Annotated in this window: 20 protein-coding genes; 15 read left to right on the top strand and 5 right to left on the bottom strand. The window is 63.8% G+C overall.

Annotated elements, in window-relative coordinates:
* The 6 genes from H0B43_RS12565 (at position 1) to H0B43_RS12590 (ending at position 5561) form a co-directional block, all read left to right on the top strand.
* Positions 1-1230 (top strand): NAD(P)/FAD-dependent oxidoreductase, encoded by a 1230-nt coding sequence (locus H0B43_RS12565; RefSeq protein WP_185727588.1) that lies wholly within the window; start codon positions 1-3, stop codon positions 1228-1230.
* Between the two features lie 57 nt (positions 1231-1287).
* Positions 1288-2394 carry an NAD(P)-dependent alcohol dehydrogenase gene (locus tag H0B43_RS12570; RefSeq protein WP_185729997.1) on the top strand — a complete coding sequence of 369 codons (1107 nt, stop codon included), beginning with the start codon at positions 1288-1290 and terminating at the stop codon, positions 2392-2394.
* 36 nt (positions 2395-2430) lie between these two features.
* Positions 2431-3867, top strand: a complete 1437-nt coding sequence (locus tag H0B43_RS12575) for an aldehyde dehydrogenase (protein ID WP_185727587.1) — start codon at positions 2431-2433, stop codon at positions 3865-3867.
* Between the two features lie 74 nt (positions 3868-3941).
* Positions 3942-4223: a hypothetical protein gene (locus tag H0B43_RS12580; protein ID WP_185727586.1), complete on the top strand. Its 282-nt coding sequence runs from the start codon at positions 3942-3944 to the stop codon at positions 4221-4223.
* Between the two features lie 164 nt (positions 4224-4387).
* Positions 4388-5146: an ArsR family transcriptional regulator gene (locus H0B43_RS12585; protein WP_185727585.1), complete on the top strand. Its 759-nt coding sequence runs from the start codon at positions 4388-4390 to the stop codon at positions 5144-5146.
* A 13-nt stretch (positions 5147-5159) separates the two neighbouring features.
* On the top strand, positions 5160-5561 hold the full coding sequence (locus H0B43_RS12590; protein ID WP_185727584.1) for a VOC family protein: 402 nt from the start codon (positions 5160-5162) through the stop codon (positions 5559-5561).
* A 196-nt stretch (positions 5562-5757) separates the two neighbouring features.
* Here the strand turns inward: H0B43_RS12590 and H0B43_RS12595 are convergent, their stop codons facing one another.
* The 4 genes from H0B43_RS12595 to H0B43_RS12610 form a co-directional block, all read right to left on the bottom strand.
* Entirely contained in the window at positions 5758-6546 is a 789-nt protein-coding gene (locus H0B43_RS12595) for a PaaX family transcriptional regulator C-terminal domain-containing protein (protein ID WP_252189813.1), read from the bottom strand.
* Positions 6547-6612: 66 nt separating this feature from the next.
* Positions 6613-8502, bottom strand: a complete 1890-nt coding sequence (locus H0B43_RS12600; protein ID WP_213015131.1) for an AMP-binding protein — start codon at positions 8500-8502, stop codon at positions 6613-6615.
* A 1-nt stretch (position 8503) separates the two neighbouring features.
* Positions 8504-9316, bottom strand: coding sequence for an SDR family oxidoreductase (locus H0B43_RS12605; protein WP_312033793.1), 813 nt, complete (start codon positions 9314-9316; stop codon positions 8504-8506).
* Positions 9313-10695, bottom strand: coding sequence for an MFS transporter (locus tag H0B43_RS12610; RefSeq protein ID WP_185727582.1), 1383 nt, complete (start codon positions 10693-10695; stop codon positions 9313-9315). Before H0B43_RS12610 ends, H0B43_RS12605 begins: the two co-directional genes overlap by 4 nt.
* 422 nt (positions 10696-11117) lie before the next feature.
* Between H0B43_RS12610 and H0B43_RS12615 the strand changes: the two genes are divergently transcribed.
* The 5 genes from H0B43_RS12615 to H0B43_RS12635 all read left to right on the top strand — a co-directional run bounded on the left by H0B43_RS12615 (position 11118) and on the right by H0B43_RS12635 (position 18471).
* Entirely contained in the window at positions 11118-12281 is a 1164-nt protein-coding gene (locus H0B43_RS12615) for a 2-hydroxyacyl-CoA dehydratase family protein (protein ID WP_185727581.1), read from the top strand.
* 30 nt (positions 12282-12311) lie between these two features.
* Positions 12312-13637 carry a 2-hydroxyacyl-CoA dehydratase subunit D gene (locus H0B43_RS12620; RefSeq protein ID WP_185727580.1) on the top strand — a complete coding sequence of 442 codons (1326 nt, stop codon included), beginning with the start codon at positions 12312-12314 and terminating at the stop codon, positions 13635-13637.
* A 20-nt stretch (positions 13638-13657) separates the two neighbouring features.
* The gene (locus H0B43_RS12625) at positions 13658-14539 is read left to right on the top strand and encodes an acyl-CoA dehydratase activase (RefSeq protein ID WP_185727579.1); all 882 of its coding nucleotides are present in this window, start codon (positions 13658-13660) and stop codon (positions 14537-14539) included.
* An 81-nt stretch (positions 14540-14620) separates the two neighbouring features.
* Positions 14621-16786 carry a molybdopterin-dependent oxidoreductase gene (locus H0B43_RS12630; protein ID WP_185727578.1) on the top strand — a complete coding sequence of 722 codons (2166 nt, stop codon included), beginning with the start codon at positions 14621-14623 and terminating at the stop codon, positions 16784-16786.
* On the top strand, positions 16774-18471 hold the full coding sequence (locus H0B43_RS12635) for a ferredoxin (RefSeq protein WP_252189811.1): 1698 nt from the start codon (positions 16774-16776) through the stop codon (positions 18469-18471). The genes H0B43_RS12630 and H0B43_RS12635 overlap by 13 nt, the downstream gene beginning before the upstream one ends.
* 88 nt (positions 18472-18559) lie before the next feature.
* On the opposite strand, the gene H0B43_RS12640 is transcribed toward H0B43_RS12635, so the two are convergent.
* Positions 18560-19351 (bottom strand): SDR family NAD(P)-dependent oxidoreductase, encoded by a 792-nt coding sequence (locus H0B43_RS12640; protein WP_185727577.1) that lies wholly within the window; start codon positions 19349-19351, stop codon positions 18560-18562.
* A gap of 356 nt (positions 19352-19707) precedes the next feature.
* Between H0B43_RS12640 and H0B43_RS12645 the strand changes: the two genes are divergently transcribed.
* The 4 genes from H0B43_RS12645 (at position 19708) to H0B43_RS12660 (ending at position 24655) form a co-directional block, all read left to right on the top strand.
* A complete protein-coding gene (locus H0B43_RS12645; RefSeq protein WP_185729993.1) occupies positions 19708-21336 on the top strand; it encodes an AMP-binding protein in 1629 nt (542 codons plus the stop codon).
* Between the two features lie 65 nt (positions 21337-21401).
* Positions 21402-22454 carry a nitronate monooxygenase family protein gene (locus tag H0B43_RS12650; protein WP_185727576.1) on the top strand — a complete coding sequence of 351 codons (1053 nt, stop codon included), beginning with the start codon at positions 21402-21404 and terminating at the stop codon, positions 22452-22454.
* Positions 22455-22494: 40 nt separating this feature from the next.
* Positions 22495-23346, top strand: coding sequence for a PaaX family transcriptional regulator C-terminal domain-containing protein (locus H0B43_RS12655; RefSeq protein ID WP_252189810.1), 852 nt, complete (start codon positions 22495-22497; stop codon positions 23344-23346).
* Positions 23347-23482: 136 nt separating this feature from the next.
* Positions 23483-24655 carry a 2-hydroxyacyl-CoA dehydratase subunit D gene (locus H0B43_RS12660; protein WP_185727575.1) on the top strand — a complete coding sequence of 391 codons (1173 nt, stop codon included), beginning with the start codon at positions 23483-23485 and terminating at the stop codon, positions 24653-24655.
* Positions 24656-24669 lie beyond the last annotated feature (14 nt).

Consider the following 24669-nt stretch of genomic DNA (forward strand, 5'->3'; position numbering starts at 1 on the left):
ATGGTCACCTCACATCCGTCACACACCGTGGTGATCGTCGGGGCCGGGCATGCCGGCGGCACCCTCGCCGGCATGCTGCGGCAGCAGAAATTCGACGGTCGCATCGTCCTGTGCGGGGACGAAACCCATCCGCCCTATCACCGCCCGCCGCTGTCGAAGAAGTACGCCGACGAGGAGTTCGTCCAGTGGCTCAAGCCGGAATCGTTCTACGCCGACAACGAGATCGACACGCTGCTCGGTGATCCGGTCGTCCGAATCGACCGCGACGCCCGGACTGCGACGACGGCGTCCGGCACGGTTCTCGAGTACACGACACTCGTGCTCGCGACGGGCGCCGCGCCGCGGACGCTGACCCTCCTGGGAAGCGATCTCGAGGGTGTACTCAGCCTGCGCACCCTCGCCGACGCCACGATGCTGCGTGAGGCCGTGCACACCGGATCGGCGCTGGCGATCATCGGCGGTGGGTACGTGGGACTCGAGGTCGCGGCGTCGGCCCGCGCCCGTGGATGCGACGTCACGGTGATCGAACGGGAGGACCGGGTGCTGGCCCGGGTCGCGAGCCGGGAACTGTCGACGGCGCTCACCGACTTCCACCGGAACCGCGGAACCCGCATTCTCACCGGGGCCGAGGTCCGGGGAATCACCGGCTCCGACGGCCGGGTGGCCGGGGTCGAACTCGGTGACGGAACCGAGATCGCCTGCGACGTCGTCCTGGTCGGTGTCGGCGCCATCCCGAACGACGCGCTGGCACGCGAGTCCGGCCTCGAGTGCCTCGCGGGAATCGTCGTCGACGGGTCGGCCCACACGAGTGATCCGCACGTTCTGGCGATCGGCGACGTGACCTATCGACTGCACGACACGCTCGGAAAGATGGTGCGGCTGGAAAGCATTCCGAGTGCGGTCGAGCAGGCGAAGCAGGCGGCGGCGGTCATCATGGGCGCGCCGATGCCACCGCACGAGGTGCCGTGGTTCTGGTCGGATCAGTTCGACCTGAAGATGAAGATGGCGGGCATGATCGGTCCGGATACGCAGGCGATCCTGCGCGGAAATGCCTCCGACACCTCGTTCGCGCTGTTCCACGTCGACAGCGACGGGATACCGGTGGCTGTCGAGACCGTGAATGCCCCGGGCGAATTCATGGCCGGAAAAAAGTTCATCGGCAACCGCACCAAGGTCGACCGCACCGCCCTCGCCGATCCCACGACGCCGTTGCGGGAAACCGTTCTCTGATCATTCGATTTCTACCGGTCCTGCCGGGGCCGGCCCACACCACAGGGAGTATTGATGATGGAAGCACTCGCAGCAGTCGCGAGAGAACCGCACACCGAGTTCACCCTCGAGCCGATCACCATCGACGGACCGAGGGCCGGCGAGGTACTCGTCGAAATCGAGGCCGTCGGCATCTGCCACACCGACCTCGCCGCCCGCGACGGCGCCCTCCCGACCGCACTGCCCGCCGTCCTCGGGCACGAAGGATGCGGTGTCGTCCGGGAAGTCGGCGACGGCGTCACCAAGGTCGCACCCGGCGACCGCGTCGCCATCACCTTCAACAGTTGCGGAACCTGTCCGTCGTGCACCACCGGGGCGCCCTCCTACTGTCACCAGTTCATGCACCTCGCCTACGACGGCGTCCGCGAAGACGGCACCGGCCCGATCACCACCTCCGACGGTGAATCCCTGACCGGTCTGTTCTTCGGGCAGTCCTCGTTTGCCACCTACAGCCTCGCGTTCGAACGCAACGTGGTGAAGGTTCCCACCGACGTTCCCGCCGAACTCCTCGCCCCACTGGGCTGCGGCATTCAGACCGGCGCGGGCGCCGTCATGCGCTCCCTGAACTGCCGGCCCGGATCCGCGATCCTCGTCGCCGGCGCCGGATCTGTCGGACTGGCCGCCGTCATGGGCGCCGTCGTGCAAGGCTGCACCACCATCATCGCCGTCGAACCCCACCAGTCGAGGCGCGATCTCGCCCTCGAACTCGGCGCCACCCACGCCCTCGATCCCGCCGCAGGCCCGGTCGCCGAACAGGTCCGCGCCATCATCCCCGCCGGCGTGGACTACGCGATCGACACGTCCGGGATACCCGCCGTGATCGAATCGCTCATCGGCTCCATGACCTTCCACGGCAAGGTCGGTCTGATCGGCGTGCCGGCCGACCCGGAGTCCTCGGTGCCGCTGAACATCATCAACTCCCTCGCCATGGGTCTCACGATCACCGGAATCATCGAGGGCGACAGCGTCCCCGACGAGTTCATCCCCGAACTTGTCGAGCTGTACAAGGCCGGCCGGTTCCCGCTCGACAAGCTCGTCACCACGTTCCCGTTCGCCAAGATCAACGACGCGGTCGACGCGCAGCACCGCGGCGAGGTCCTCAAACCCGTGCTCGTGCAGGACTGACCACCCCCTCACCGAACTTCCCGAGAAGGACACCCGATGACGATCGACTACACCGATCTCTACATCCGCGGCGGATGGGCCCGGCCGTCCGGCGCCTCCACCATCCCGGTCATCTCCCCGACCACCGAGCAGCAGATCGGCTCGGTACCGGAGGGCGCCGAGACCGACATCGACGACGCCGTCGACGCCGCGCGCGCCGCACTCACCGAGTGGGCGTCGTGGACCGCCGCGCAGCGCGCCGAGGTGCTGGGCCGCTTCGCCGACGAACTCGAAGCCCGCGCCGAGGACACCGCGACCCGGGTGAGCAGCCAGAACGGCATGCCCATCACCCTCGCGCGGCAGTTCGAGGGTGGCTTCCCGCCCGTCCTGCTCCGCTATTACGCCGAGATGGCGGCGAAGCAGGAAGACGAGATCCGGCCCGGCATGCTCGGCGGCTCGACCCTCGTCACCCGCTCCCCGATCGGCGTCGTGGGCGCCATCGTCCCGTGGAACGTGCCGCAGGCCATCACGTTCCTCAAACTCGCCCCCGCCCTCGCCGCCGGGTGCACCGTCGTCCTCAAACCCTCACCCGAGACGGTGCTCGACGCGTTCCTCATGGCCGAGGCCGCCATCGCCGCCGGGCTCCCCGCCGGCGTGCTGAACATCGTTCCCGGCGGACGGGAACTCGGCGCCTACCTCGTCGCCCATCCCGGCATCGACAAGGTGTCCTTTACCGGCTCCACCGGGGCCGGCCGCGCCATCGCCCGCACCTGCGGCGAACTGCTCCGCCCGGTCACCCTCGAACTCGGCGGCAAATCCGCTGCCGTGGTCCTCGACGACGCGGACCTCGCCGCGAACCTCGAATCCTTCTTCGCGGCCACGCTGCTGAACAACGGGCAGATCTGCTGGCTCGGCACCCGCGTCCTCGCACCCCGCTCACGGTACGACGAGATCGTCGACACCATCACCGATCTCGCGAGGGGCCTGTCGGTCGGCGACCCCCTGTCCGACAGCACGCAGATGGGACCACTCGTCTCCGCCCGACAACGGCACCGCGTCGAAAGCTACATCGACAAGGGCCGCGCCGACGGCGGGCGCGTCACCACCGGCGGCCGCCGACCCGGCAACATCGACCACGGCTGGTTCGTCGAACCCACCGTGTTCGCCGACGTCGACACCGGTCACACCATCGCCCAGGAAGAGATCTTCGGACCCGTCCTGTCGGTCATCCCCTACACCGACGACGCCGAGGCCATCGCCATCGCCAACGACTCCGACTACGGACTCGGCGGCTCGATCTGGACCGCCGACCCCGAGCGCGGCGCCCAGTTCGCCCGCAACGTCGCCAGCGGAACCGTCGGCATCAACGGCTATTCCAACGATCCCACCGCCCCCTTCGGCGGGATCAAGAGCAGCGGCCTCGGCCGCGAACTCGGACCCGAAGGACTCGCGAGCTACCAGCAGCTCAAAAGCATCTACCTCGACGTGCGATAACCCACCGGGTGCGGCCGTGCGATTTTTCGCACGGCCGCACCCGCATACCCCGGCAAAAGAGAGAAGGAGACGTCGTGACCAGGGAAGAACTCGACATGCTCGACTTCGCGGTCAAATGGGCACCCTTCGGCGGCGGCGACGAACACATCCTCCCCGAATTCGGGATCTTTCCGGCCGTGTTCTATCGCCGGTTGCAGCGTCTCCTCGCCCGCCACGCCACCGTCGACGACAGCGTCAGGCTGCGGCTCGACGAGCTGTGCACGAACAAACTCGCGCCCGCACCGACGGGCAGGAAGCGGTCGTACTCGCGGGTCCGGACCGCGCGCTCGAGCACGTCTCCGGCACGAACCAGGTGACACCTTCACAGAAGATCTCAGTCACAACGTAGTTCGTCCCTCGAAAGTTCTCGGCAGCCCATCCGGCCTACCGCCACCGTCGTCTTCGGCACCATGCTCCCATCGCAGACCGATCGGAAAATTACATCAATCTACTTTGATGTATCTGGTGGTATGCTCGTGTCGTGGTATCGGTCCGTCAACCCGTCCCGTCCTTCGTGCAGCTGGCCGCTCATCCGTTGCGCTGGCAGCTGTTGACGACCCTGTCCGGCAGTGACTACCGGGTGCGGGAGATGGTGACGCTGATCGGTGAGCCGCAGAACCTGATTTCCTACCACCTGCGCCTGCTGCGCGACGGCGGACTGGTGAAGGCCACCCGCAGCAGTTTCGACGGCCGCGACAGCTACTACCACCTGAACCTGAGCCTCTGCGCTCAGATGCTGGCCGGAACGGGCGCCGCACTCCACCCGGCGCTCGACCTGATCCCCACAACCGCGCCGCTCGACCCGACTACACACCTGGCGGTGTTGTTCGTGTGCACCGGGAACAGCGCCCGCTCCGCCATCGCGGAAGCACTGCTGCGCCGCCACACCGACGGCCTCGTCGAAACAATCAGCGCCGGCACCCGCCCTAAATCGCACATGCACCCCAATGCGGTCCGGGTGCTACGAGAAGAGTTCGGAATCGACATCTCCGACCAGGATCCCCGCCACCTCGATACCCTCGCCGACCTCCGGTTCGACACCGTAATCACCCTGTGCGACAGGGCCCGCGAGGTCTGTCCGGAGTTCGGCGACGACACACGCTGGATCCATTGGAGCATTCCCGATCCGGCGTCGGCAGGGGACACCGACGCGGACACCTACCCAGCCTTCCAGGCCACCGCCACCGAGATCGACACCCGCATCCGGTACCTGCTGCCGACCCTTACCGCCGAACCGTGAAAAGGAGTGCCCGATGACCACCCCGGACCAATACGCCAGCGTCCGCTACCTCGTCGACGACGTGCCCGCCGCCATCGCCTTCTACACCCGCCACCTCGGCTTCACCCTGCACACCAACCCGGCCCCCGCCTTCGCCGACGTGATCCGCGGCTCCCTGCGCCTACTGCTGTCCGGCCCGGCCACCTCCGGCGCTCGCGCCACCCCCACCGACATCACCGGCCCGGGCGGCAACCGCATCCACCTCATCGTCAGCGACCTCGACGCCGAGATCGCCCGCCTGCGCGATGCCGACGTCGCATTCCGCAGCGACGTCGTCACCGGCCCCGGCGGCCGCCAGATCCTGATCGCCGACCCCGCCGGCAATCTGATCGAACTCTTCCAGCCCGCCGCCCGCACGCCTCCCCACCGATCCTGACCGAAACTCGGCGACCTGCACGAACAGCAACTCGTCGCCGGGCTCGAAGGTGCGGGTGTCGGAGCGGTCGAGCAGCTCGTCGTACTCCTTCTCGGCGGCTTCCAGATCCCAGGAGCACCGGACGAGTTCGCACGGCACCGCGTCGAGAGCTATATCGACTAGGGCGGCGCCGACGGCGGACGCGTCACCACCGCGGCTATTTCGGTGCGGATTCCTCGACGACCCTGAGCCAGTGCGCATGCGCCTGCGCCGACCACTGTTCGCGGCGTCGCTGGAAGAGCACCGCGCCGTCACGGCCGATCCATTCCGGCAAGAGTTCCTTGGGGAGTTGTGGGTCGAGCCTCATGAACCTCTGTTGCAGACTCACGAGTTCGATGTAGGCAAGCAGGAGTTCATCGTCGTCGCCCGGCTCGGATGCACCGTCCTGTGTGAGCAGTGTTTGGTAGCTTTCGGCTAGGTCGGTCAGATCCCACGCTCGATCCACGACTTCGTGGTTGCCCAGCCCTCCCGGGCGAAGATTGCCGGTGAGAACGAGTGCCGATTCGGTCAGACCGAGCGTCGAGATCAATTCGCTCAGTTCTCGTGCCCTGTCGACGTGCGGTGTAACCCAGACTCCTGGGGTCGGATTGCCCATCCCCAACCAGGTCAGGCCTCCGTTGAGACGGTTGCGAACCGAGTTCTTGCGCTGGGGCACCGTTATCGTCAGCACGAGCCATTCGTCGTTCCACGGCGATGGCCCGTCGAGGAACGCATGCGACCGCTTGATACCGTCGGCGGCCAGCGCCCGACCGTGGTCGGCGAGATGCCAGCGCACCCCACGACCGACGCGTTCCCGCTTGATCCACTTGGCCGATGCTGCGCGCGAGAGCAATTGCCGCGCAGCGTGATCCTCGATCCCCATCCCACCGAGGACCTTCATCAATGCGGCGGTCCACGCTCCCTCTTCGGCGTCGTACAAGAACTCGCCGATGACCGTCAACAGCATCGACCGCGCACTCGGCGGCGGCAGTGGCTGCCGAGCAAGACGGTTCGACGCTATCAATGAGTCCTCCTACTGTGTCGCAACGAACGTACTCACTTCGACCCGTGAAAAGAACTCGTAGGCCCCCAACTTCTCCTCCAACGACTCGATGTCGACGCTCGACGCGGATGCGGGTGTCAGCGTCACGGTCACTTCTCGACGCAGACCGGTGTCGTCGAGCGCGATATCGCAGACTACGGGTGCCCGGCTCGAGCTCGACACGACGTGACGAACCTCGTCCTTCAAAGCCAGTGCGCGGAGCGCAGGCTTCGATATCTTACCGACGGGAGTCAGCGGCAGCCGATCCAGCACCGTGACATGGACCGGGGTAGCCGCTTTCTCCTGCACATGTTCGCGGCAGAACTGCAACAGGTCGGCGGACTCGGCAACATAGCCCGCCTTGAGCTGAACATACGCGACCGGCATCTCCCCCTTCGCCTGGTCCGGTCGACCCACGGCAGCCACCACCTCTACCGCCGGATGCGAGCCCAGCGCCTCCTCGATGTCTCGTGGATCGATATTGTGACCACCACGAATGATCAGATCCTTGCTGCGTCCCGACACCCAGACGAATCCCGCGTCGTCCACGGTTCCCAGGTCGCCCGTCCGTCCCCACACTCCCCCGCCGGGCACACCGGCCACGAAGAAGCCGGCATCGAGATGCGCATCGTGGTATCCGGGGCTTACAGTCGGTCCGCCGATCAGCAACTCGCCCTGCTCCCCTGGATTGCAGTCACGAATCCACTGGCCGTCGATATCGAGAATGACAGCGCGCACCTGGGAGTGCGGCAGGGGCCGGCCGGCAGAGCCCACGCGCGGTTCGACACCGTCGTTCGGATGCCCGGTGATCGTTCCGTGAAACTCTGTGCCGCCCCAACATTCGCGCAGCCAGATGCCGAACCGATCGTGGAAAGTCCGGATCAGAGCAGTGGACACCGTGCTTCCGCCGACGTGGAAGTCGGTCAGCGTCGTCGAGCCCTTCGGTGCGTCCGCGGCGTTCAAGATCGCGAATGCTGTCGTCGGGGTGGCCATCGTCGATGTCATACCGTAGCGCTCGACGATCGCCCAGAAATTCTCGACAACGTCCCGTGACCGGAAGCCACCGGACGTCAAAGTCAGCAACGTCTGTCCGTAGACAACCGATCGAAGTGCAAGCGCGATGCTTCCGCCGCAGTGAAAGTTCGGCATACCGTGGCCGACCACGGCACCTTCCTCGCACCCCATCAGTGCTCCGACGTTCCACGCCACGACGAGTTGACCGCTCTGCGACATGCGCACCAATTTCGGCGCACCCGTCGTGCCACCGGTAGGCATGACCATCGCATCCCGATGGGGGTCGTCCTCGACGTCGACGGTGCGGCCGCGATGTTCGGTCAATGCTTCAGTGAACGTGCTGTTGTCACCGCCGACGAGAAGGACATCCCGAAGCGTCGGGACACTGGTCAGAACCGCATTGGCGTCCACACCGCGTTCTCGAAGGATCTCGTCGGTCGTGACCAGAACGGTCGCCGAGGTGAGCTTCAGGATGTTGACGAGCGAGGCGAGTTCGAGAAAGGGGTTCAGCGGCACGGCCGTACCCACCCGCTGAGCACCCCAGGTGGCGAACAATCCCTCGGGCACCATCGGAACCATCACGGCGACGACACTCGGTGCGTCCGCAGCACGCTCGAGGAACACCGATGCCGATGCCTCCACCCCTCCGAGCAGCTCGCGATAGGTGACCTCTCGGGTCGGCGTCATGAAGTCCGGACCGTCGAGATGCAGAATCGCACTCTTGTCGGGGTGCCGACGAGCCGATTCGGAAAGACATGCGTGAATGGTCGAGCCGGGTAGCAGGTGCTGGTGTCGCTGCTGTTCCACGTCGAGGATGTCCTCGCTCGACCGGACACGACGGCGCACCAAGGGCGCACGTGTGCTCATCTCAGGCAACGGAGATACCACCGTTCACACTGATCACCTGTCCTGTGATTCTGCGCGAGAGTGGAGAGGCGAGGAACAGAATTGCGTCGGCCAGATCCTCGGGCTCGGTCAGACCCAGCTGAGCCTGAGAAACGATCTTGTCGAAGATCTTCTTGCTGAACTCGGCATTCATGGCCCGATCGTACGATCCGGTGTTGACGATGAGTGACGGTGTCAGAACATTGACACGAACGCCGTATCGCTTGGCTTCGACAGCGAGGGTTTGCGAGAATGTCACGATCGCAGCCATCGCGGCACCGATTCCGGTCTCTCCCGGGGTGGGGACCTTCGCTGCGTCCGACGCGATGGTGACGATCGCGCCGTGTCCGCGCTCGCGCATCACGGGCACGACGGCCCTGCTCATCAAGATCGGCCCGATTGCCTGCTGAACCAAGATGTCGATCAACTTGCCGGGTTCGATGTCGTGCAGCAACGTGGGCTGATATTGCGCGACCGTAGAGTTGACGAGAACATCGACTGCGCCCAGATGTTCGTGTGCCTGCCGGACGACTTCGTCCGCTGCCCCGGCTTCGTTGACATCTGCGGCGACGAACAGGACGTCGCATCCGGGATTGGTCTCTGCGAGCCGGGCAAGTGCGTCCTTGCCGCGACGTTCGTTGCGGCCGACCAGTACCTGCTTCGTCGCTCCTGCGTCGGCGAAGTATCTCGCGGTGGCGAGACCCACCCCCGACGTCCCACCCGCAATGAGAATGCCTGAGCCGGAGAAGTCGTACCCGCGCTGCGCGGACAGTTGCGATGTGTGGGGAGCGTTCACTGTGTGTTGCTCGCTTTCATTGAAGGTGACGGAGACGTCTGTGTGATTGCCGAGTCCTGCTGCGGAGCGTGAATCTTGACGATGTAGGCGGCGCTGACGGCACCGAGAGCGCATAGTGCGAGGCACAGCGCGCTGACGGTCCAGACACCGCCGGCGGTGGGCTCGAGCGCGGTCGCGACCAGTGGTGCGAATCCGGCAACCAGCGCCGCCAGTTGCATTCCGAACGATCCTGCGGTGTATCGCACAGCGGCGGGCAGGCTCTCGACGACGAAGGCCGGGAAGATACCGTTGACCACCGCGTGCCCCAGCCCCGCGACGAGGATGAGTGAGATGAACACCAGCGCCAGGTTGCCGACGCCGAGCATGGCGAAGTAGAAGAACAGAAGTACGGCCTCGCTGAGCAAACCGAAGACGATGAGTCTGCTCCGGCTGACCTTGTCGGAGAGTGCCCCCCATACCGGGTTCATGAGGACGACGACCAGCGTGGCTGCAGAGACCACCCACAACATGCTCGTTCGAGGGATACCCGACTGGTTGACGGCATAACTGAGGCTGTACACGGTGATGACGTACCAGATGGACATCATTCCGGCCATGATGAACGTGATACCGAGGATCGTCATCGGATGCTTGGACAGCGCGTCGCGGATCGGATTGTGCTTGACCGCAGCCGCGTCAGAGGACGAAGCGGCACGGTCGGCCTGACTCTGCTTGAAGTCGGGCGTCTCGTCCAGACCGCGGCGGATCAACATTCCGACGAGGACGATGACGGCACTGAGCAGGAACGGAATCCGCCAACCCCACGAATTGAACCGTTCGTCCGGCATCAACGTGACGACGGCGAAGACGATCGTCGCGAGGAGGGTTCCGCCCTGGGCGCCCGCGGTAGAGAAACTGCCGTAGAAGCCACGCTTGTCCTTCGGGGCATGTTCGACCGAGATCAGGACAGCGCCACCCAGTTCACCGCCGACTGCGAGTCCCTGCAGGACCCGCAGGACGACGAGGAGAACCGGGGCAAACGAACCGATCGAGTCGTACGTCGGGAGCAAACCGATGCACACGGTCGCGGCGCCCATGACGGAAATCGTGAGCAACACCGCGGTCCGGCGGCCGTACTTGTCGCCGATGTAGCCGAACAGCAACCCGCCGAGTGGGCGAGCTACGTATCCTGCGGCGAAGGTGGCGAAGGACAGCAGCAGTGCGACGTGGGTGCTGACGTCGCGGAAGAAGAGGTCGCTGAAGACGAGGGCTGCGGCAGTTCCGTAGGCGACGAGGTCGTAGTACTCGATCGCCGATCCCGAGAAGGCGGCAAGAGATGCACGCCGGGACGTTGTTTTCGATGGTGGCGTGACTATGTCGAGAGGCAGGGACGAAGTCATATCTGCTCCTGGAGCACTGGAAGAGGAGGGATCGCGACGAAGGGTCGACCGCGACGTCGATTGCCGAGCGGTCCGCGAATGGAATGACCATAAAATGTGACGTGCATCTCGTCAAGTGGACCGGCCGGACGGATTCGTGTGAGGCCTGTTGCATGCAAACGTATTTCGTCATTTCGCGCGAGCCGGCAGCAAGCCGCCGCACATCGCTCCCATGATCTCGGTTCGCACATTCGTAGCCTCCACATCCGTCTCGCACTCATCAGAGTAGCCCATCTAGCTGCAACGTTGTACAAATTTTTAAACATCTAGTTGCAACTTGTGAAAAATGGGCGCATGATCGCTCCTGTCGGGTACGTCACAGCCGAAGACGCGTGCCTGGGTCCAGCGCCATGAGTTACACGAGAAAAGGACGGGCGAGAACCATGCCGTCGACATTCACACAGGCAATGCGCACCATGAGCGCTGTCGCCGATAGTCCGAACGACTATGTCGCACAGTGGAAAAAACGAACCGGGAGAAAGGCACTCGGAGTATTTCCGATGAACTTCCCCGCCGAACTCGCGCACGCCGCAGGTGTACTTCCCGTGATCATCCAAGAAGACCGGCAACCGATCACCGTCGGTCGTAATCTGTTGGGTGAGTTCAACTGTGGGTACACCCGAAACGTCGCCGATCAAGCAGCACTCGGCCGATTGGACGTCTACGACGGCTTCTTCCATGCCGACCATTGCATCCAGTTGCTGGGTGCCATCGATGTCGTGCGCGAGGATGCATCGGACAAGCCGGTCTACTTCGGCCAATTGATGTCCTCGATGAGCGATGAGTGGGCATTCCCGCAGGTACTGGGAAAAATGGAGGATTTTCGCAGCGAACTCGAGAAGTTCGTCGATTGCAGGATCTCCGACGCGAATCTCTCGCGAAGCATCGACATCTTCGACGCCAACCGGCGCCTGATGCGGACGATCTTCGAGAACAGGCGGTCCGGCGACGCCGCACTGACATCCGCCCAGCTCCAGGTCCTCGTCAAGTCCAGCATGATCATGGACAAGGAGGAACACACAGAACTGCTTCGCGACGTGATGGGCGACTCGAGCCATGTGCCGCGCGACGACCGCATCCGCATCCACCTCTCCGGCCACTTCTGCCACGCCCCCAAACCGGAACTCCTGGACGTCATCGAGGACTGCGGAGCCATCGTCGTCGACGACGACCTCTTTCACGGAACCCGGTACGTATCAACAGATGTCGGATCTGAGAGCAATCCCCTCGAAGCTCTCGCGTCGGTGTACCTCCGGCGCAACACCGCCGTACCCTGCCCGACCCGGGTTCAGCACGAGGTGGATTGGGACCGATTCCTCGTCGACTCGGTCGACGCCAGCGGCGCGCAGGGCGTCATCGTCCTGATGGCGAAGTTTTGCGAACCGCACATGCTCTTCTACCCGGAGCTGCGGAAAGCATTGGAAGCCAGGTCGATTCCGCTGCTGCTCATCGAAACCGAACACGAGGGTCTACCGATGGAATCCATCCGCACCCGGGTGGAAGCGCTGGTGGAGCGAATCAGACGCAAGCAACTGTCCACCGTCTAGCACCCACACCTACCTTCGGAGGAATTTACTGTGTCAGCCCCCACGCTCGGCAATTCCAACAAGATCGTCATCCCGACCGCCACCAACATGGTGGGCGACTACTGGGAGAACCTGTTCACGGCGAAGGAACGCGGCAAGCAGGTGGTCTGGTACAACGGCTCGGCCGTGAACCCAATCTTCCAGGCCGCCGGCCTCGAGTGGTGCCACGGTGAGGCGTTCTCGGCACGCCTGGCCGCACAACAACTCGAGAAGCCGGCTCAGCTCGCCGGCGAGGAATACGGGTACATCGGCGAGTTGTGTTCATATGCAAGAACACATCTCGGCTGCGCCGTACTCACCAAGCAGGCCAAGTCCGAGGATGAGAACGGCATCGTCGGACTCGTCGACCAACAGCAACTCGCCTCCCGCCTGCCTGCACCGGACTTCTTCGTCAACGCGTACGCCGGCTGCAGCACCGGCCAGCAGTGGGACGAGATTTCGTACCGCGTCTTCGGAAAACAGGTACCGATCTTCAACGTCTCCCTCCCCTTCCTGCCCAGCAACAAACCCGACGCAGGCTACCTTCGCGGCGAGGAGTGGGAGCAGGCATCACGTTATGTGGCCGATCAACTGCACAAGCTGATCGCCTTCCTGGAGACCATGACGGGCCGGCCGTTCGACTGGGATGCGCTACGGCAGAACATGTCCTACATCAAACGCGCCTCGGAACTACGTCGCGAGGCGATGGCGCTGTGCCGTGCCGCCCCGACACCTGCCACCTACTGGGACTGGATCGCCAGCATCGCGCACATCAACTTCATGCCCGCCGGACCGGAACTGGTCCAGTACTTCGCCGACGTCAAAACCGAAGTGCAGTACCGTCTCGACCACGCCATCCCCGGCGTCCGCAACGAGCGCTACCGCCTCTACTTCGACGGCATCATGAACTGGAACAAGCTCGGCTGGCTCTCGCGCAAATTCGCCGACGCCGACGTCGCCGTGGTCTGCGGAAGATACACGCACAATGCGTTCTGGCAGGAACCGCACCTGATCGACACGGAAGATCCCATTCTCGGTATGGCGCAGCACTATTTGCTGTGCCCGACGAACCACGGCGTCAAGACGCTCAAGCACCTCACCAACCGCGATTGTGTCGACTACGGAATCGACGGAATCGTCTTCCACGCCTCGCGTACCTGCCGAGCATTCACCAACCCCCAGCACCTACTCGCGAAGTCGGCGCAGAAGGAACTCGGAATCCCTTCGATGTTCTTCGAAGGTGACGTCGCCGACGCATCCTTCTACAAGGACGAGATCCTCGAAAGCCGTCTGGCAGCCATGCTCGAGGGCATCGACGTTCGCCGAAGCCGGGTCTGATCGACGTGACGGAATACTTCATGGGAGTCGACCTCGGATCGACGTCCGCCAAAGCCGTCATCCTCGACGGGTCCGCAGTATTTCTGGGCGCGAGCGCCATTCAGATGGGCGCCGTGAGCCGAGCTGGAATGCGGCAGGCAATCGACGACGCCCTCGGCCGGGCCTCGGTGGCGCCGTCGCAGATCACGGCCACCATCAGCACCGGCTACGGTCGCCGACTTGTCCCTGGCATCGGGCGGACGTTCACCGAGATCACCTGTCATGCGCGCGGCGTCGCAGCACTGTGCCCCGGTGTCCGCTTGATCGTCGACATCGGTGGGCAGGACAGCAAGGTCATCGCTGTGGACGAAGAGGGACTCGTCGAGGACTTCGCAATGAACGACCGATGTGCCAGCGGCACGGGGCGATTCTTCGAGGTACTCGCGAGGGCCATCGAGTGCGAGGTCGAGGAACTGGCCGATCTCGCCATGTCGGGTGACAAGAACCTGGAGGTCAGCAGCATGTGCGCGACCTTCGCCGAAACCGAGATCGTGTCGCTGCTCGCGAGCGGGTGCGAGCGGACGGACGTAGCCGCCTCCGTTCACCGGGCCGTTTCCGCCCGGACGCTCGGTTTGATTGCTCAGGTGGGCAAGAAGACGCCGGTGGTCATGACCGGTGGGGTGGCGAAGAATGCCGCGGCGGTCCATTTCTTGAGCTCGGCACTGGGGGTGCAGATGGATGTCCCGCCGGACCCGCAGATCACCGGCGCCTACGGTGCAGCTCTCCTCGCGCTCGAAACGTGCGGCACCGTGGCTTCGCCCCCGGACGTCGAGCTCTCCCCCACCGGCCCGCCCGCTGCCCACTCGTGCGGAGACTGCACCGGTTCGATCGAGCTACACATGCCGGCCGTACCGGCGTCATAACCCTGCCGCCCACCTGCTGAACAGACCGTAGCTGCACCAACCACCTGACGATCGAGCCATGTCCACGATGTACGGAGATCAATGAAGCACACGCGTAATTCGTTCTGCCGGATCTGCATCAACCACTGTTCGATACGTGTCGACGTTGACCAGGGAGTCGCGACCGCGATCCACGGGAACAGTCGCAATCAGGTGTACGGCGGATACACCTGCGTCAAAGGACGATCACAGCACGAATACCTCCGGCACGCCGATCGTCTCGTGCACTCGCTGGTGCGGACACCGGACGGCCATTTGCGTGTCCCCGTCGAGCAGGCCATGGACGAGATCGCCGCCAAACTTGCGGACATACGCGATCGGTATGAACCTCGCGCGATCGCCAGCTACGCAGGGACCATGGCGCACATCACCACCGCGCCGACTGCAGCACCCGTCCACAACGCCCTGTTCGATGCCCTCGGCTCCGACATGAGGTTCGACCCGAACACCATCGACAAAGGCGGGAAACAGGTCGCGCAGTCCCTCCTCGGGTACTGGTCCGCCCCGTCCCAAGGATTCGACGCACCGGAGGCCATCCTGCTGATCGGGATCAACCCGGTGGTTACCTGCACGGGCTTTCCAGCAGGCTCGCCCAAACGTTGGCTCCTGGACACCCTTGCCCGGGGGTGCAAACTCATCGTCGTCGATCCGCGCCGGACCGATGTGGCACGACACGCCGATTGGTACCTGCAGGCGGCACCCGGGCACGACATCCCAATTCTCGCGGCCATGATCAGGATCGTCATCGACGAGGGCCTGTTCGACCGGGACTTCGTCGCCCGGCACGTGCGCGGCCTTCCGGAGTTGACCGCCGCGGTGCACCGGTTCGATCCTTACGAGGTGGCGCGGCGGGCGGGGATATCCGGCGCGGACCTCGTCGCCGCTGCCCGCTGCTACGCCAGCGCGAAACGTGGCTACACCATGGCGGGAACCGGACCGAACATGGCGGGCGAGGGCACGCTGGTCGAGTACCTGGTACTCGCCCTCGAGACCTTGTGCGGACGCTGGCTGCGCGCGGGCGAGACCGTGTCGGCCTCACCCACGTTGCTCCCGTCCTATGTTCCTGTCGCCCAGGCCACATCGCCGGATGCCGACTGGGCGTTGCCGGGCAGGGTGCGGGTCCGCGGATTGCGTAAGACCCGGGCGGGCATGCCGACGGCAACGCTGCCGGAGGAGATTCTCACCCCGGGTGAGGGGCAGGTGCGTGCCCTGATCAGCTGGGGAGGTAATCCGGCCGTAGCGTTCCCCGACCAACGGCGGACTGTCGAGGCGCTCGAGTCCCTGGAATTGTTCGTCCAGATCGATCCGTGGTATTCCGCTTCGGCCCGTGTGGCCGATTACGTGATCGCACCGACGATGCCGTTGGAGGCGCCGTCGACGACCGTGTTTCTCGATGCGCTCGCAGCGAGGGGAACGGGCTATGGAATCGGGCAAGCCTACGCACAGTATTCGCCTGCCGTCGTCGAGCGCCCCGAAGGTTCCGATGTCATCGAAGAGTGGCGGTTCTTTCACGGGCTCATGACACGACTCGGGTATCCGATCGAGGTATCGCCGTTCGGATGCCCGTCGTCTCCCCCTCGGCCGATCGACGGCGTCTCGACAACCGACGAACTCATCGACATCCTGACCGAGGGTTCCGCCATCCCCCTGTCGGAGGTCAAATCCCATCCCGACGGAATGACCCGGACGACCCGCCTCCTACAGGTGCAACCAGGTGACCCCGACGTGCTCGATCGCCTCGACATAGGCAACGACCTGATGCTCGCCCAATTGACCGGACATGCCGGAGTCGTCGAGCTACCCCGGTCGGACCGGCCGTACCGTCTCCTGTGCCGACGACACCTCCACGTCTACAACTCCTCCTGCAACATCGATCGAACCCACCGCGGCGTCCCCTACAACCCGGCGTTCCTGCACCCCGACGACATGACCGACATCGGTGTGTCCGACGGCGCGCTCGTCCGTATCAGCTCGGACCTTTCTTCCATCATCGCTGTGGCAATGAGAGATCCAGCACTACGAACCGGAATGGTGTCGATGGCGTTCGGCTACGGACCCACTGGTGACGCCGACGAAGTATGGGCAGTCGGCAGCAGCCCCAGCCGCCTCGTGTCCCTCTCCGAGAAGTTCGACCGATACACCGGGCAGCCGCGAATGACGAACATTCCCGTCTCGATCGACAGAATCGACCCTCCATGCCACACGTGATCACCCAACAGTGCTGCAACGATGCGAGCTGTGTCAGCCTCTGCCCCGTCAACTGCATCCACCCCACCCCTGACGAGCCTGACTACACACGCGCCGAAATGCTCTACATCGACCCGGCGACCTGCATCGACTGCGGGGCATGCACGGATGTCGACGTCTGCCCGGTGGACGCGATCGTCCCGGACTCGGCCCTCACACCCGAGACCATCCGGTACGCGGACCTCAACGCGCGCTTCTTCGACGACTCGACACGCACGCAATACAGGCGCGAAAGAGTTGCGCGCGAGCGATCCGACCACAACGGGTCATCCGTAGGCCCGCTGCGTGTGGCCATCGTGGGGTCCGGGCCGAGCGCCTGCTACGCGGCGGACGAGTTGACGACCACGCCGGGTCTCGACGTCGAGGTTCACATCTTCGACCGTCTGCCCACGCCGTGGGGCCTGGTTCGCTACGGAGTTGCACCGGACCATCAACACACCAAGTCCGCAACACGGACATTCGAGCGCATGGCAAGTCGACCGGGAGTGTTCTTCCACCTCGGGGTAGAGATTGGCACGCACCTCACCCACAACGAACTCCTTGCCCACCATCATGCGGTGATCTACGCGGTAGGTGCGCCCGCCGACAAGCGACTGGACCTTCCCGGAGAAGACCTGCCGGGCAGTGTGTCGGCAACCGATCTGGTCGGGTGGTACAACGGCCATCCCGATCACGCAGACCATGCCTTCGACCTGTCCCCCGAGCGGGCGGTGATACTGGGCAACGGGAATGTGGCGCTGGATATCGCACGGCTCCTCACACGCGACGTCAAGGAATTGGCACGTACGGATATCGCCGGACACGCCCTGTCGGCGCTGGCCGGCAGCGGCATCCGAGAGGTCGTCGTAGTAGGTCGCCGTGATCCGGCGCATGCCGCTTACACGACACCCGAGTTGCTGGGGCTCGCCGGGTTGACAACCGAGGTCGAGCTGACCCTCGACTGTCCCGCGACGGAAGTCGACCCTGCCGAGAATGACACCGATCAGACGGCCTGTTCACCGCCGACGCTGAAGGCGCACGTTGCAGATGAGCTCGCGTCACGACCCGCAGGTAGCGCCCCACGCAGGATAGTGCTGCGCTATCTGGCATCACCGGTGGAGATCCTCGGCGACGATCGCGTGCGAGGAATACGGTTGCGACGCAATGCGATGGTCGCCGATGGTAACGACCGCTCCGGCATCCGGCCCACGAAGACCACAGATGTGCTCGAATGCGGACTCGTCGTACGGTCGGTCGGTTACCGAGGCCGCCCGATGCCCGGCCTTCCATTCGACATCGACCGCGGAATCATTCCGAACCACAACGGTCAGGTTGTGGATCCGAATACAGGAGAAACTCGGACGGGTGTGTACGTGACCGGGTGGATCAAACGTGGCCCTTCCGGCGTCATCGGCACGAACAAGCACTGCTCGATCGAAACGGTGACTAGTCTTCTCGACGACCACGCGAACGGGCGACTCACAGCTCCAGCGAGCGGCAGTCGATCGTTGCTGGATCTCGTGCGAGAACGAAGACCGGAATCGATCGACTTCGAAGGCTGGCGAGCCATCGATCAGTTCGAACGGACTGCGGGGAAGCAGGCGGGACGCCCACGGGTCAAGATCGTCGACATCGACGGCATGCTTGTTCGGGCCCAAATTTCCTGACGCTACGCCATCACCGCCCCACCGCCCCACCGCCCCTGGCCGCGATCGCTCCCCGCGGCAGGTGGGCGACGGTGGGGTTCATGGTGTGTCAGAAGGCGGAGATGCCGCCGTTGACACTGATCGTCTGACCGGTCAGGCGAGCTGCATCGGGGCCGCCGAGAAACACGATGAGGGATGCGAGATCCTCGGGCACAGCCACCCCGAGATGAGCTTGAGCTGACGCCTTCTCGAAAAGCGATTTGCTGAAACCATCGCTGAGCACATTGGCCGCTGTTGGTGTGCCATCGATCAACGAGGGAGTCACCGCGTTCACTCGCACACCATTGCGCTTGGCTTCGATCGCGGTAACCCGCGTGAACATCACGATCGCGGCCATCGCGGCCCCGAGGGCACTCTCACCGGGCGTCGGCACCTTGGCTGCATCGGACGCGATGTTGACGATGCTTCCCCCTCCCTGTTGCTGCATCAACGGCAACACTGTCCGGGTCATCAGCATCGGGGGTAGGGCCTGCCCCATCAGGATGCCCGCGATGTCGGCGACTGGAGTACGGTGCAGCAGCTCGGGCCGGTAGGACGTGGTTGTGGAGTTCACAAGAACGTCGATCGATCCCAACGCCCGGTGAGCCGCGACGACCGAAGATTCCACCTGACCGATGTCGGATGCATCAGTTGCGATGAAGGTTACGTCGACATCCGAACACCGATCCTGGACCGTTCGCTCTGCGGCTTTCCCTCGCTCTTCGTTCCGACCGAGCAACACGATTCGGCGTACGCCCGCGTCAACAAAGCCGAGCGCCGTCGCGAGGCCGACACCCGACGTACCACCGGCGATCAATACTCCCGAGTCTTCGTAGTGTCGGACCAGCGTGGATGAGGACATGCACTTACCTCCAGAGACGGCGCTACCGCACCTTAATTGACAGATATTGATGTGATGTGGACATCTATGTATAGTATAGACACAGCACAACGCATCTCCGGAAGGGCTTCAGGAATTCGGCGGGCTTGGTTGTTTTCGATTGATGATGAGGTAAACGTTCCATCCTCGCCGGCACTGGAGGTATCCACAGCGGTGCCCGGCTCGGCGTTCCAGTCATATGACAATGCTGGACGAATCTCGGTTTTCGATGTATTACTTCAGTGTGTGATAGAGGCAACAAGGTTTCGAGATGCCTCGTGTACCGCGTATCGAAACGACACTTCAACTCTCAAACGCTGAAGACAGGATTACGCACCATGCACCCAGAATTGTCACTGTGGCCGTCGACGCCCAGCACAGGAGTTCGCGACATCACCCTCGGTGGGTTGCTTCGCGAGGCTGCAAGCACAGTGCCCGACCGTATCGCCCTCGTCGACGCCGTTCCGGACCCCAGCGAGCGGACCTCGTGGACCTACAGCGAACTGCTGGCCGAGGTCGAGTCGGTTGCCAAGGCACTGCTGACCAAGTGCGAGCCTGGAGATCGGATCGGCATCTGGGCTCCGAACAGTGCCGATTGGGTCATCCTGCAGCAGGCCGTCGCGATGGCAGGGATGGTCGTCGTCGCGGCGAATCCCGCCTACCGCGCCCATGAACTCGAATACGTGCTGAAGCAGGCCGGCGCCGTTGCGCTGTTCTATCGCGACTCCTACAGAGGAGTCGACCTCCGATCGATCATCGACGAGATCCGGCCCAATCTTCCCGGGCTGCATACGATCGTCAGCACCAGCACGTGGCGGTCGTTCGTCGACGCCGCTGACAGCATGAAGGAATTGCCCGACGTATACCCTCGGGATCCCGTGCAGATCCAATACACCTCGGGAACAACGGGTTTCCCGAAGGGTGCCCTACTGCACCACAAGGGCATCATCAACGAGGCCAACTTCGTATTCGACCGCGCCGACATGGAAGAGGGCGGCGTGTGCATCAATGCGATGCCGATGTACCACATCGGCGGCGGCGCGGTCACCGAGTTGGGGACTTTCTCAAAGCGAGGCACCTACGTCGTACTCCCTGCATTCGATGCCGCGCAGACTCTGGAAATGATCGAAGCCTACAACGGCACGCACTCGCTGATGGTCCCCACGATGCTCATTGCACTGCTTGAACACCCAGATCTGGAGACGAGGGACATTTCCAGCCTGCGCACGGTACTGTCCGGAGCCGCAATCGTGCCCGAGAGCCTGATCCACCGAGTCATCGACCGCCTCGACTGCCGGTTCACCATCCTGTTCGGACAGACCGAGATGCACGGAGTGATCAGCCAGACGCGCGTCACGGACGATCCGGTCGATCAGGCCACCACCGTCGGTCAGCCCTTACCCGAGCTCGAGGTAAAAATCGCGGACCCGCTGACGAGTGAAGCACTGCCAATCGGCGAACAGGGTGAAATCTGTTGCCGCGGTTACCAGAACATGCTCGGCTACTACGAAATGCCCGATGCCACCTCCGCGACCATCGACGCCGAGGGATGGCTGCACATGGGAGATCTCGGCACCATGGATACCCGTGGCTTCATCAAGGTCACCGGACGCCTCACCGAGGTGATTATCCGCGGCGGCGTGAACCTGTATCCTCGCGAGATCGAGGAGCTGCTGTTCCAGCACCCGTCGATCGCCGACGTCATCGTCGTGGGCGTGCCAGACGAACGGTGGGGCGAGCAGGTGGGGGCGGTTATCCGACTCCACGACGGCCACGATCGGCCAGACCCTTCTGCACTCAAAGCCTGGTGTCGCGAACGCATTTCGGCACACAAGGCGCCTTCACTCTGGTATTTCACCGACCAGTTCCCGATGACGCCCAGCGGCAAGATTCAGAAGTTCCGGCTGCGCGACCAAATCATCGCCGGCGAGTTGGCGTCGGCCTCCGAACACGCGGACGTCAGTTGACGTATCGAGGTGCTAACGCACCTACTTTGTAGAACTACGCACACCCCATTCGGCAGGAGTCCCATATGCATCCCCTCACCAACCGGTATACCCGCCTGATCGGAATCGACCACCCGATCGTCCAGGAAGGACTCGGCCCGTTCCGGACTCCCAAACTCGCGGCCGCTGTCTCCAACGCAGGTGGGTTGGGGACGGTCTCGATGCCCGGCATGCCTACCGACCTCGAGGCGGGCGCACGCACGTTCCGCGAACATATCGAGGAGTGCGCGTCCCTGACCAGCAATCCGTTCGCAGTGAACATTCCGGTCGGTGTCGACGGCAACGGCGTCGTACTGCCGTTCACCGACGTCTACATCCGCACGGTGCTCGAGGCTCGGCGATCAGATTCGGCACTGACCGACCAGTTGACCGTACTCACCACCTCGGCGGGCTTCCCCGGCGACTACATCGGGCCGATCAAAGACGCCGGCATGATCCACCAACACAAGGTGGGGTCCACGAGGCAGGCCGTCAAGGCCGCAGACGCCGGTGTCGACGTCGTCATAGCTGCGGGATTCGAGATGGGCGGCCACGCACCCAGCAAAGCCGTTCACTCGTATGTATTGATTCCCAGCGTCACCGAAGCTGTCGACGTTCCGGTTCTGCTCACCGGCGGCGCCCGCGATGCCCGGGGACTCGCATCGGCGCTGGCGATGGGTGCGGACGGTGTGGCGATGGGAACCCGGTTCATCGCCAGCACCGCGAACTCCGACTGGCATCCGGCGTATATCCAGGCGATTCTCGGCGCCGGGGAGGGAGACGACGTCGCATTCGACGGTGTCTACGGACCGTGCCGAGGCCTGCGCAATGCGGCATCGAAGAGGCTCACGAATCACCAGGAGTCGGCGGGTGAAATCCTCGATACCGTCGAACTCACACGGTGGAAGATCGAATCGATGCAGCGCGCTCAGACAGACGGGGATGTCACCGACGGCCTGGTCCTGACCGGACAGGTGGCGTCCGCGATCAACGACGTCATCGATATCGCCGAGTTCGTCCCTCGCATGGCGTCCGAGGCGGCCGACATCCTTCGCCGACTCGCATCCGCGTTGCCGACACCGGTGCCGACGCCGGCCTGAACAGATTCCGGCAGCGGTGGTTCGAATGGTCGCGGATAGCATGTCGTCCGTGACCGAATCAATGTCGAAGCCGGCGGCGGGTGGGTCGAGCTCGGTTGGCAGCGCGCGTTCCGCACTCATCTCGATTCTCGGCGAGTTCGTCGCTCCGTACCGTCGACCGGTGCGGACGGCGGCGCTGCTCTATGCCCTCACCGGCCTGGGCTTCGGGGAGGCTGCCAGTAGGCAGGCAATCGCTCGCGCAGGTGCATCCGGTCTGATCACCGCCAAACGAGACGGTCGCGAGACGAAGTGGAGCCTCACCGAGCGGGGCCATCAGCTGTTCATCGAAGGCACGATGCGGGTGTTCCCGGACGCGTCCCAGGCCGGGCGATGGGACGGCCGGTGGCTCGTCGTCATCGCTCCTGTTCCCGAGTCGCACCGGGCAGTACGGAAGAAGCTGTATGCCGCGTTCCGATGGGCCGGTTTCGGCAACCCCAGTCCCGGCGTGTGGGTCACCCCGCACGTTGATCGACTGGCCGAAGCCACGAAGGTGATCGATTCCCTCGGACTGTCGCCGAACACCGTCTCCTTCATCGGGTCGCCCGCAGCCGCCGGCATCTCGGAGGACGAGTTGGTGCACCGCTCGTGGGATCTGGAGAAGATCGCCCACGACTACGACGACCTCTTGACCAGGTTCGCAGACAAGAAAGGCCTGTCGGGCGAGGCCGCACTGTTCGCCCACCTGGAGTTGGTGGATGCACTCCGACAGACGCCCTACATGGACCCGCACCTGCCGGACGTCCTCCTGCCCGACTGGCCCGGTCTCGGGGTCGTGAAACGACTCCAGGATTTCCGCACCGAGTGGGCACCTGCAGCGCACGCGCACTGGCTGTCGATAGCGCGCCTCGACTGAAACACCGGCTCGACACGTTCGGGCACACCTCTGCGCCTATCTAGTTTTACATTTCTCGACAGCACATGTCCTGAAATGTATAGTTCCGGGCAGCGCCGTTGCGGTGCGTTTCACTTGAGGAAGTTGAAGGAGAACAGTGAGCGAACTCCACGCACCCTCGCTGGCCACGCTGCGAACTGCCGCCGACGATCCGGTTTCGTACGCACAGAATTGGAAAGACACACATCGACGACCCGTCATCGGCTCGTTCCCCATGAACTTTCCGTCGGAGATCGTGCATGCTGCAGGCGCCTTGCCGGTGATCGTTCAAGAGAGCAAGACACCGATCACCGAGGGTCGTAGCATGCTCGCCGAGTTCTACTGCGGATACACCAGGAGCGTCGCCGACCAGGCGGCCCTCGGCGAACTCGACGTGTTCGACGGATTCGTCGCTGCCGACCACTGCGTACAACTTCTGGGCGCCGTCGATGCCATCCGCTATGTACGGCCCGAAAAGCCGGTGCATTTCGCGCAGTTCACCAGCGCGATGGATGACGCCTGGACCAAACCGCGCGTCGACAGTCGAATCGGCGACCTGAAGACCGAGATCGAAACCGTCGTCGGCACTGCCGTGACCGCCGAGGACCTCGCACGCAGCATCGGACTGTTCAATGCGAACCGTCGCCTGCTCCGCCGGTTCTACGACTTGCGCCGATCAGGCCTGATACGCATCACTGCCGGCGAGATGCAACTTCTCGTCAAATCGAGCATGGTCATGGATATCGAGGAGCACACGTCCGTCCTCGAGACATTGCTCGATCGACTCGTGTTGCGCGATCAGGCACCGGATGACCTGGTGCGGCTGCATCTTTCGGGCCATTTCTGCCACGCACCCAAACCTGAGATCCTCGACGTCATCGAGGAATCCGGCGGACTCGTCGTGGACGACGACCTGTACACCGGCTACCGATACATTTCTACCGATGTCCCCGAAAGTGACGATCCACTGAAGGCGCTGTCGACGTGGTACATGCAGCGAAACATCAACGCACCGTGCCCTACTCGTGTTACCAGCAAGGTTGACTGGGATACGTACCTACTGAATTCGCTTGCGGAAAGCCGCTCGGTCGGGGTCGTCGTGCTGATGGCCAAATTCTGCGAGCCGCACATGCTGTACTACCCGGAGTTACGCAAGGCGCTCGAAGAGCACGATGTGCCATCGCTGTTGATCGAGACCGAACACGAGGGCATTCCGGTGGAGACGTTGCGGACCAAGATGGAGACATTCATCGAGCGCATCCGCCGTCATTCTGCACCCGTCCCTGCCTGATTCGTAACCCACGT

Source organism: Rhodococcus sp. 4CII (genome assembly GCF_014256275.1).
Lineage (GTDB): Bacteria > Actinomycetota > Actinomycetes > Mycobacteriales > Mycobacteriaceae > Rhodococcus_F > Rhodococcus_F wratislaviensis_A.

Excerpts from the sequence above, each read along its gene's own strand:
- H0B43_RS12565 (WP_185727588.1), top strand. The coding sequence starts at position 1 with ATGGTCACCTCACATCCGTCACACACCGTGGTGATCGTCGGGGCCGGG.
- H0B43_RS12625 (WP_185727579.1), top strand. The coding sequence starts at position 13,658 with ATGGGAGTCGACCTCGGATCGACGTCCGCCAAAGCCGTCATCCTCGAC.
- H0B43_RS12610 (WP_185727582.1), bottom strand. The coding sequence starts at position 10,695 with ATGACTTCGTCCCTGCCTCTCGACATAGTCACGCCACCATCGAAAACA.
- H0B43_RS12570 (WP_185729997.1), top strand. The coding sequence starts at position 1,288 with ATGGAAGCACTCGCAGCAGTCGCGAGAGAACCGCACACCGAGTTCACC.
- H0B43_RS12635 (WP_252189811.1), top strand. The coding sequence starts at position 16,774 with ATGCCACACGTGATCACCCAACAGTGCTGCAACGATGCGAGCTGTGTC.
- H0B43_RS12650 (WP_185727576.1), top strand. The coding sequence starts at position 21,402 with ATGCATCCCCTCACCAACCGGTATACCCGCCTGATCGGAATCGACCAC.
- H0B43_RS12590 (WP_185727584.1), top strand. The coding sequence starts at position 5,160 with ATGACCACCCCGGACCAATACGCCAGCGTCCGCTACCTCGTCGACGAC.
- H0B43_RS12630 (WP_185727578.1), top strand. The coding sequence starts at position 14,621 with ATGAAGCACACGCGTAATTCGTTCTGCCGGATCTGCATCAACCACTGT.
- H0B43_RS12640 (WP_185727577.1), bottom strand. The coding sequence starts at position 19,351 with ATGTCCTCATCCACGCTGGTCCGACACTACGAAGACTCGGGAGTATTG.
- H0B43_RS12645 (WP_185729993.1), top strand. The coding sequence starts at position 19,708 with ATGCACCCAGAATTGTCACTGTGGCCGTCGACGCCCAGCACAGGAGTT.
- H0B43_RS12575 (WP_185727587.1), top strand. The coding sequence starts at position 2,431 with ATGACGATCGACTACACCGATCTCTACATCCGCGGCGGATGGGCCCGG.
- H0B43_RS12615 (WP_185727581.1), top strand. The coding sequence starts at position 11,118 with ATGCCGTCGACATTCACACAGGCAATGCGCACCATGAGCGCTGTCGCC.
- H0B43_RS12655 (WP_252189810.1), top strand. The coding sequence starts at position 22,495 with ATGTCGTCCGTGACCGAATCAATGTCGAAGCCGGCGGCGGGTGGGTCG.
- H0B43_RS12595 (WP_252189813.1), bottom strand. The coding sequence starts at position 6,546 with ATGCTGTTGACGGTCATCGGCGAGTTCTTGTACGACGCCGAAGAGGGA.
- H0B43_RS12600 (WP_213015131.1), bottom strand. The coding sequence starts at position 8,502 with ATGAGCACACGTGCGCCCTTGGTGCGCCGTCGTGTCCGGTCGAGCGAG.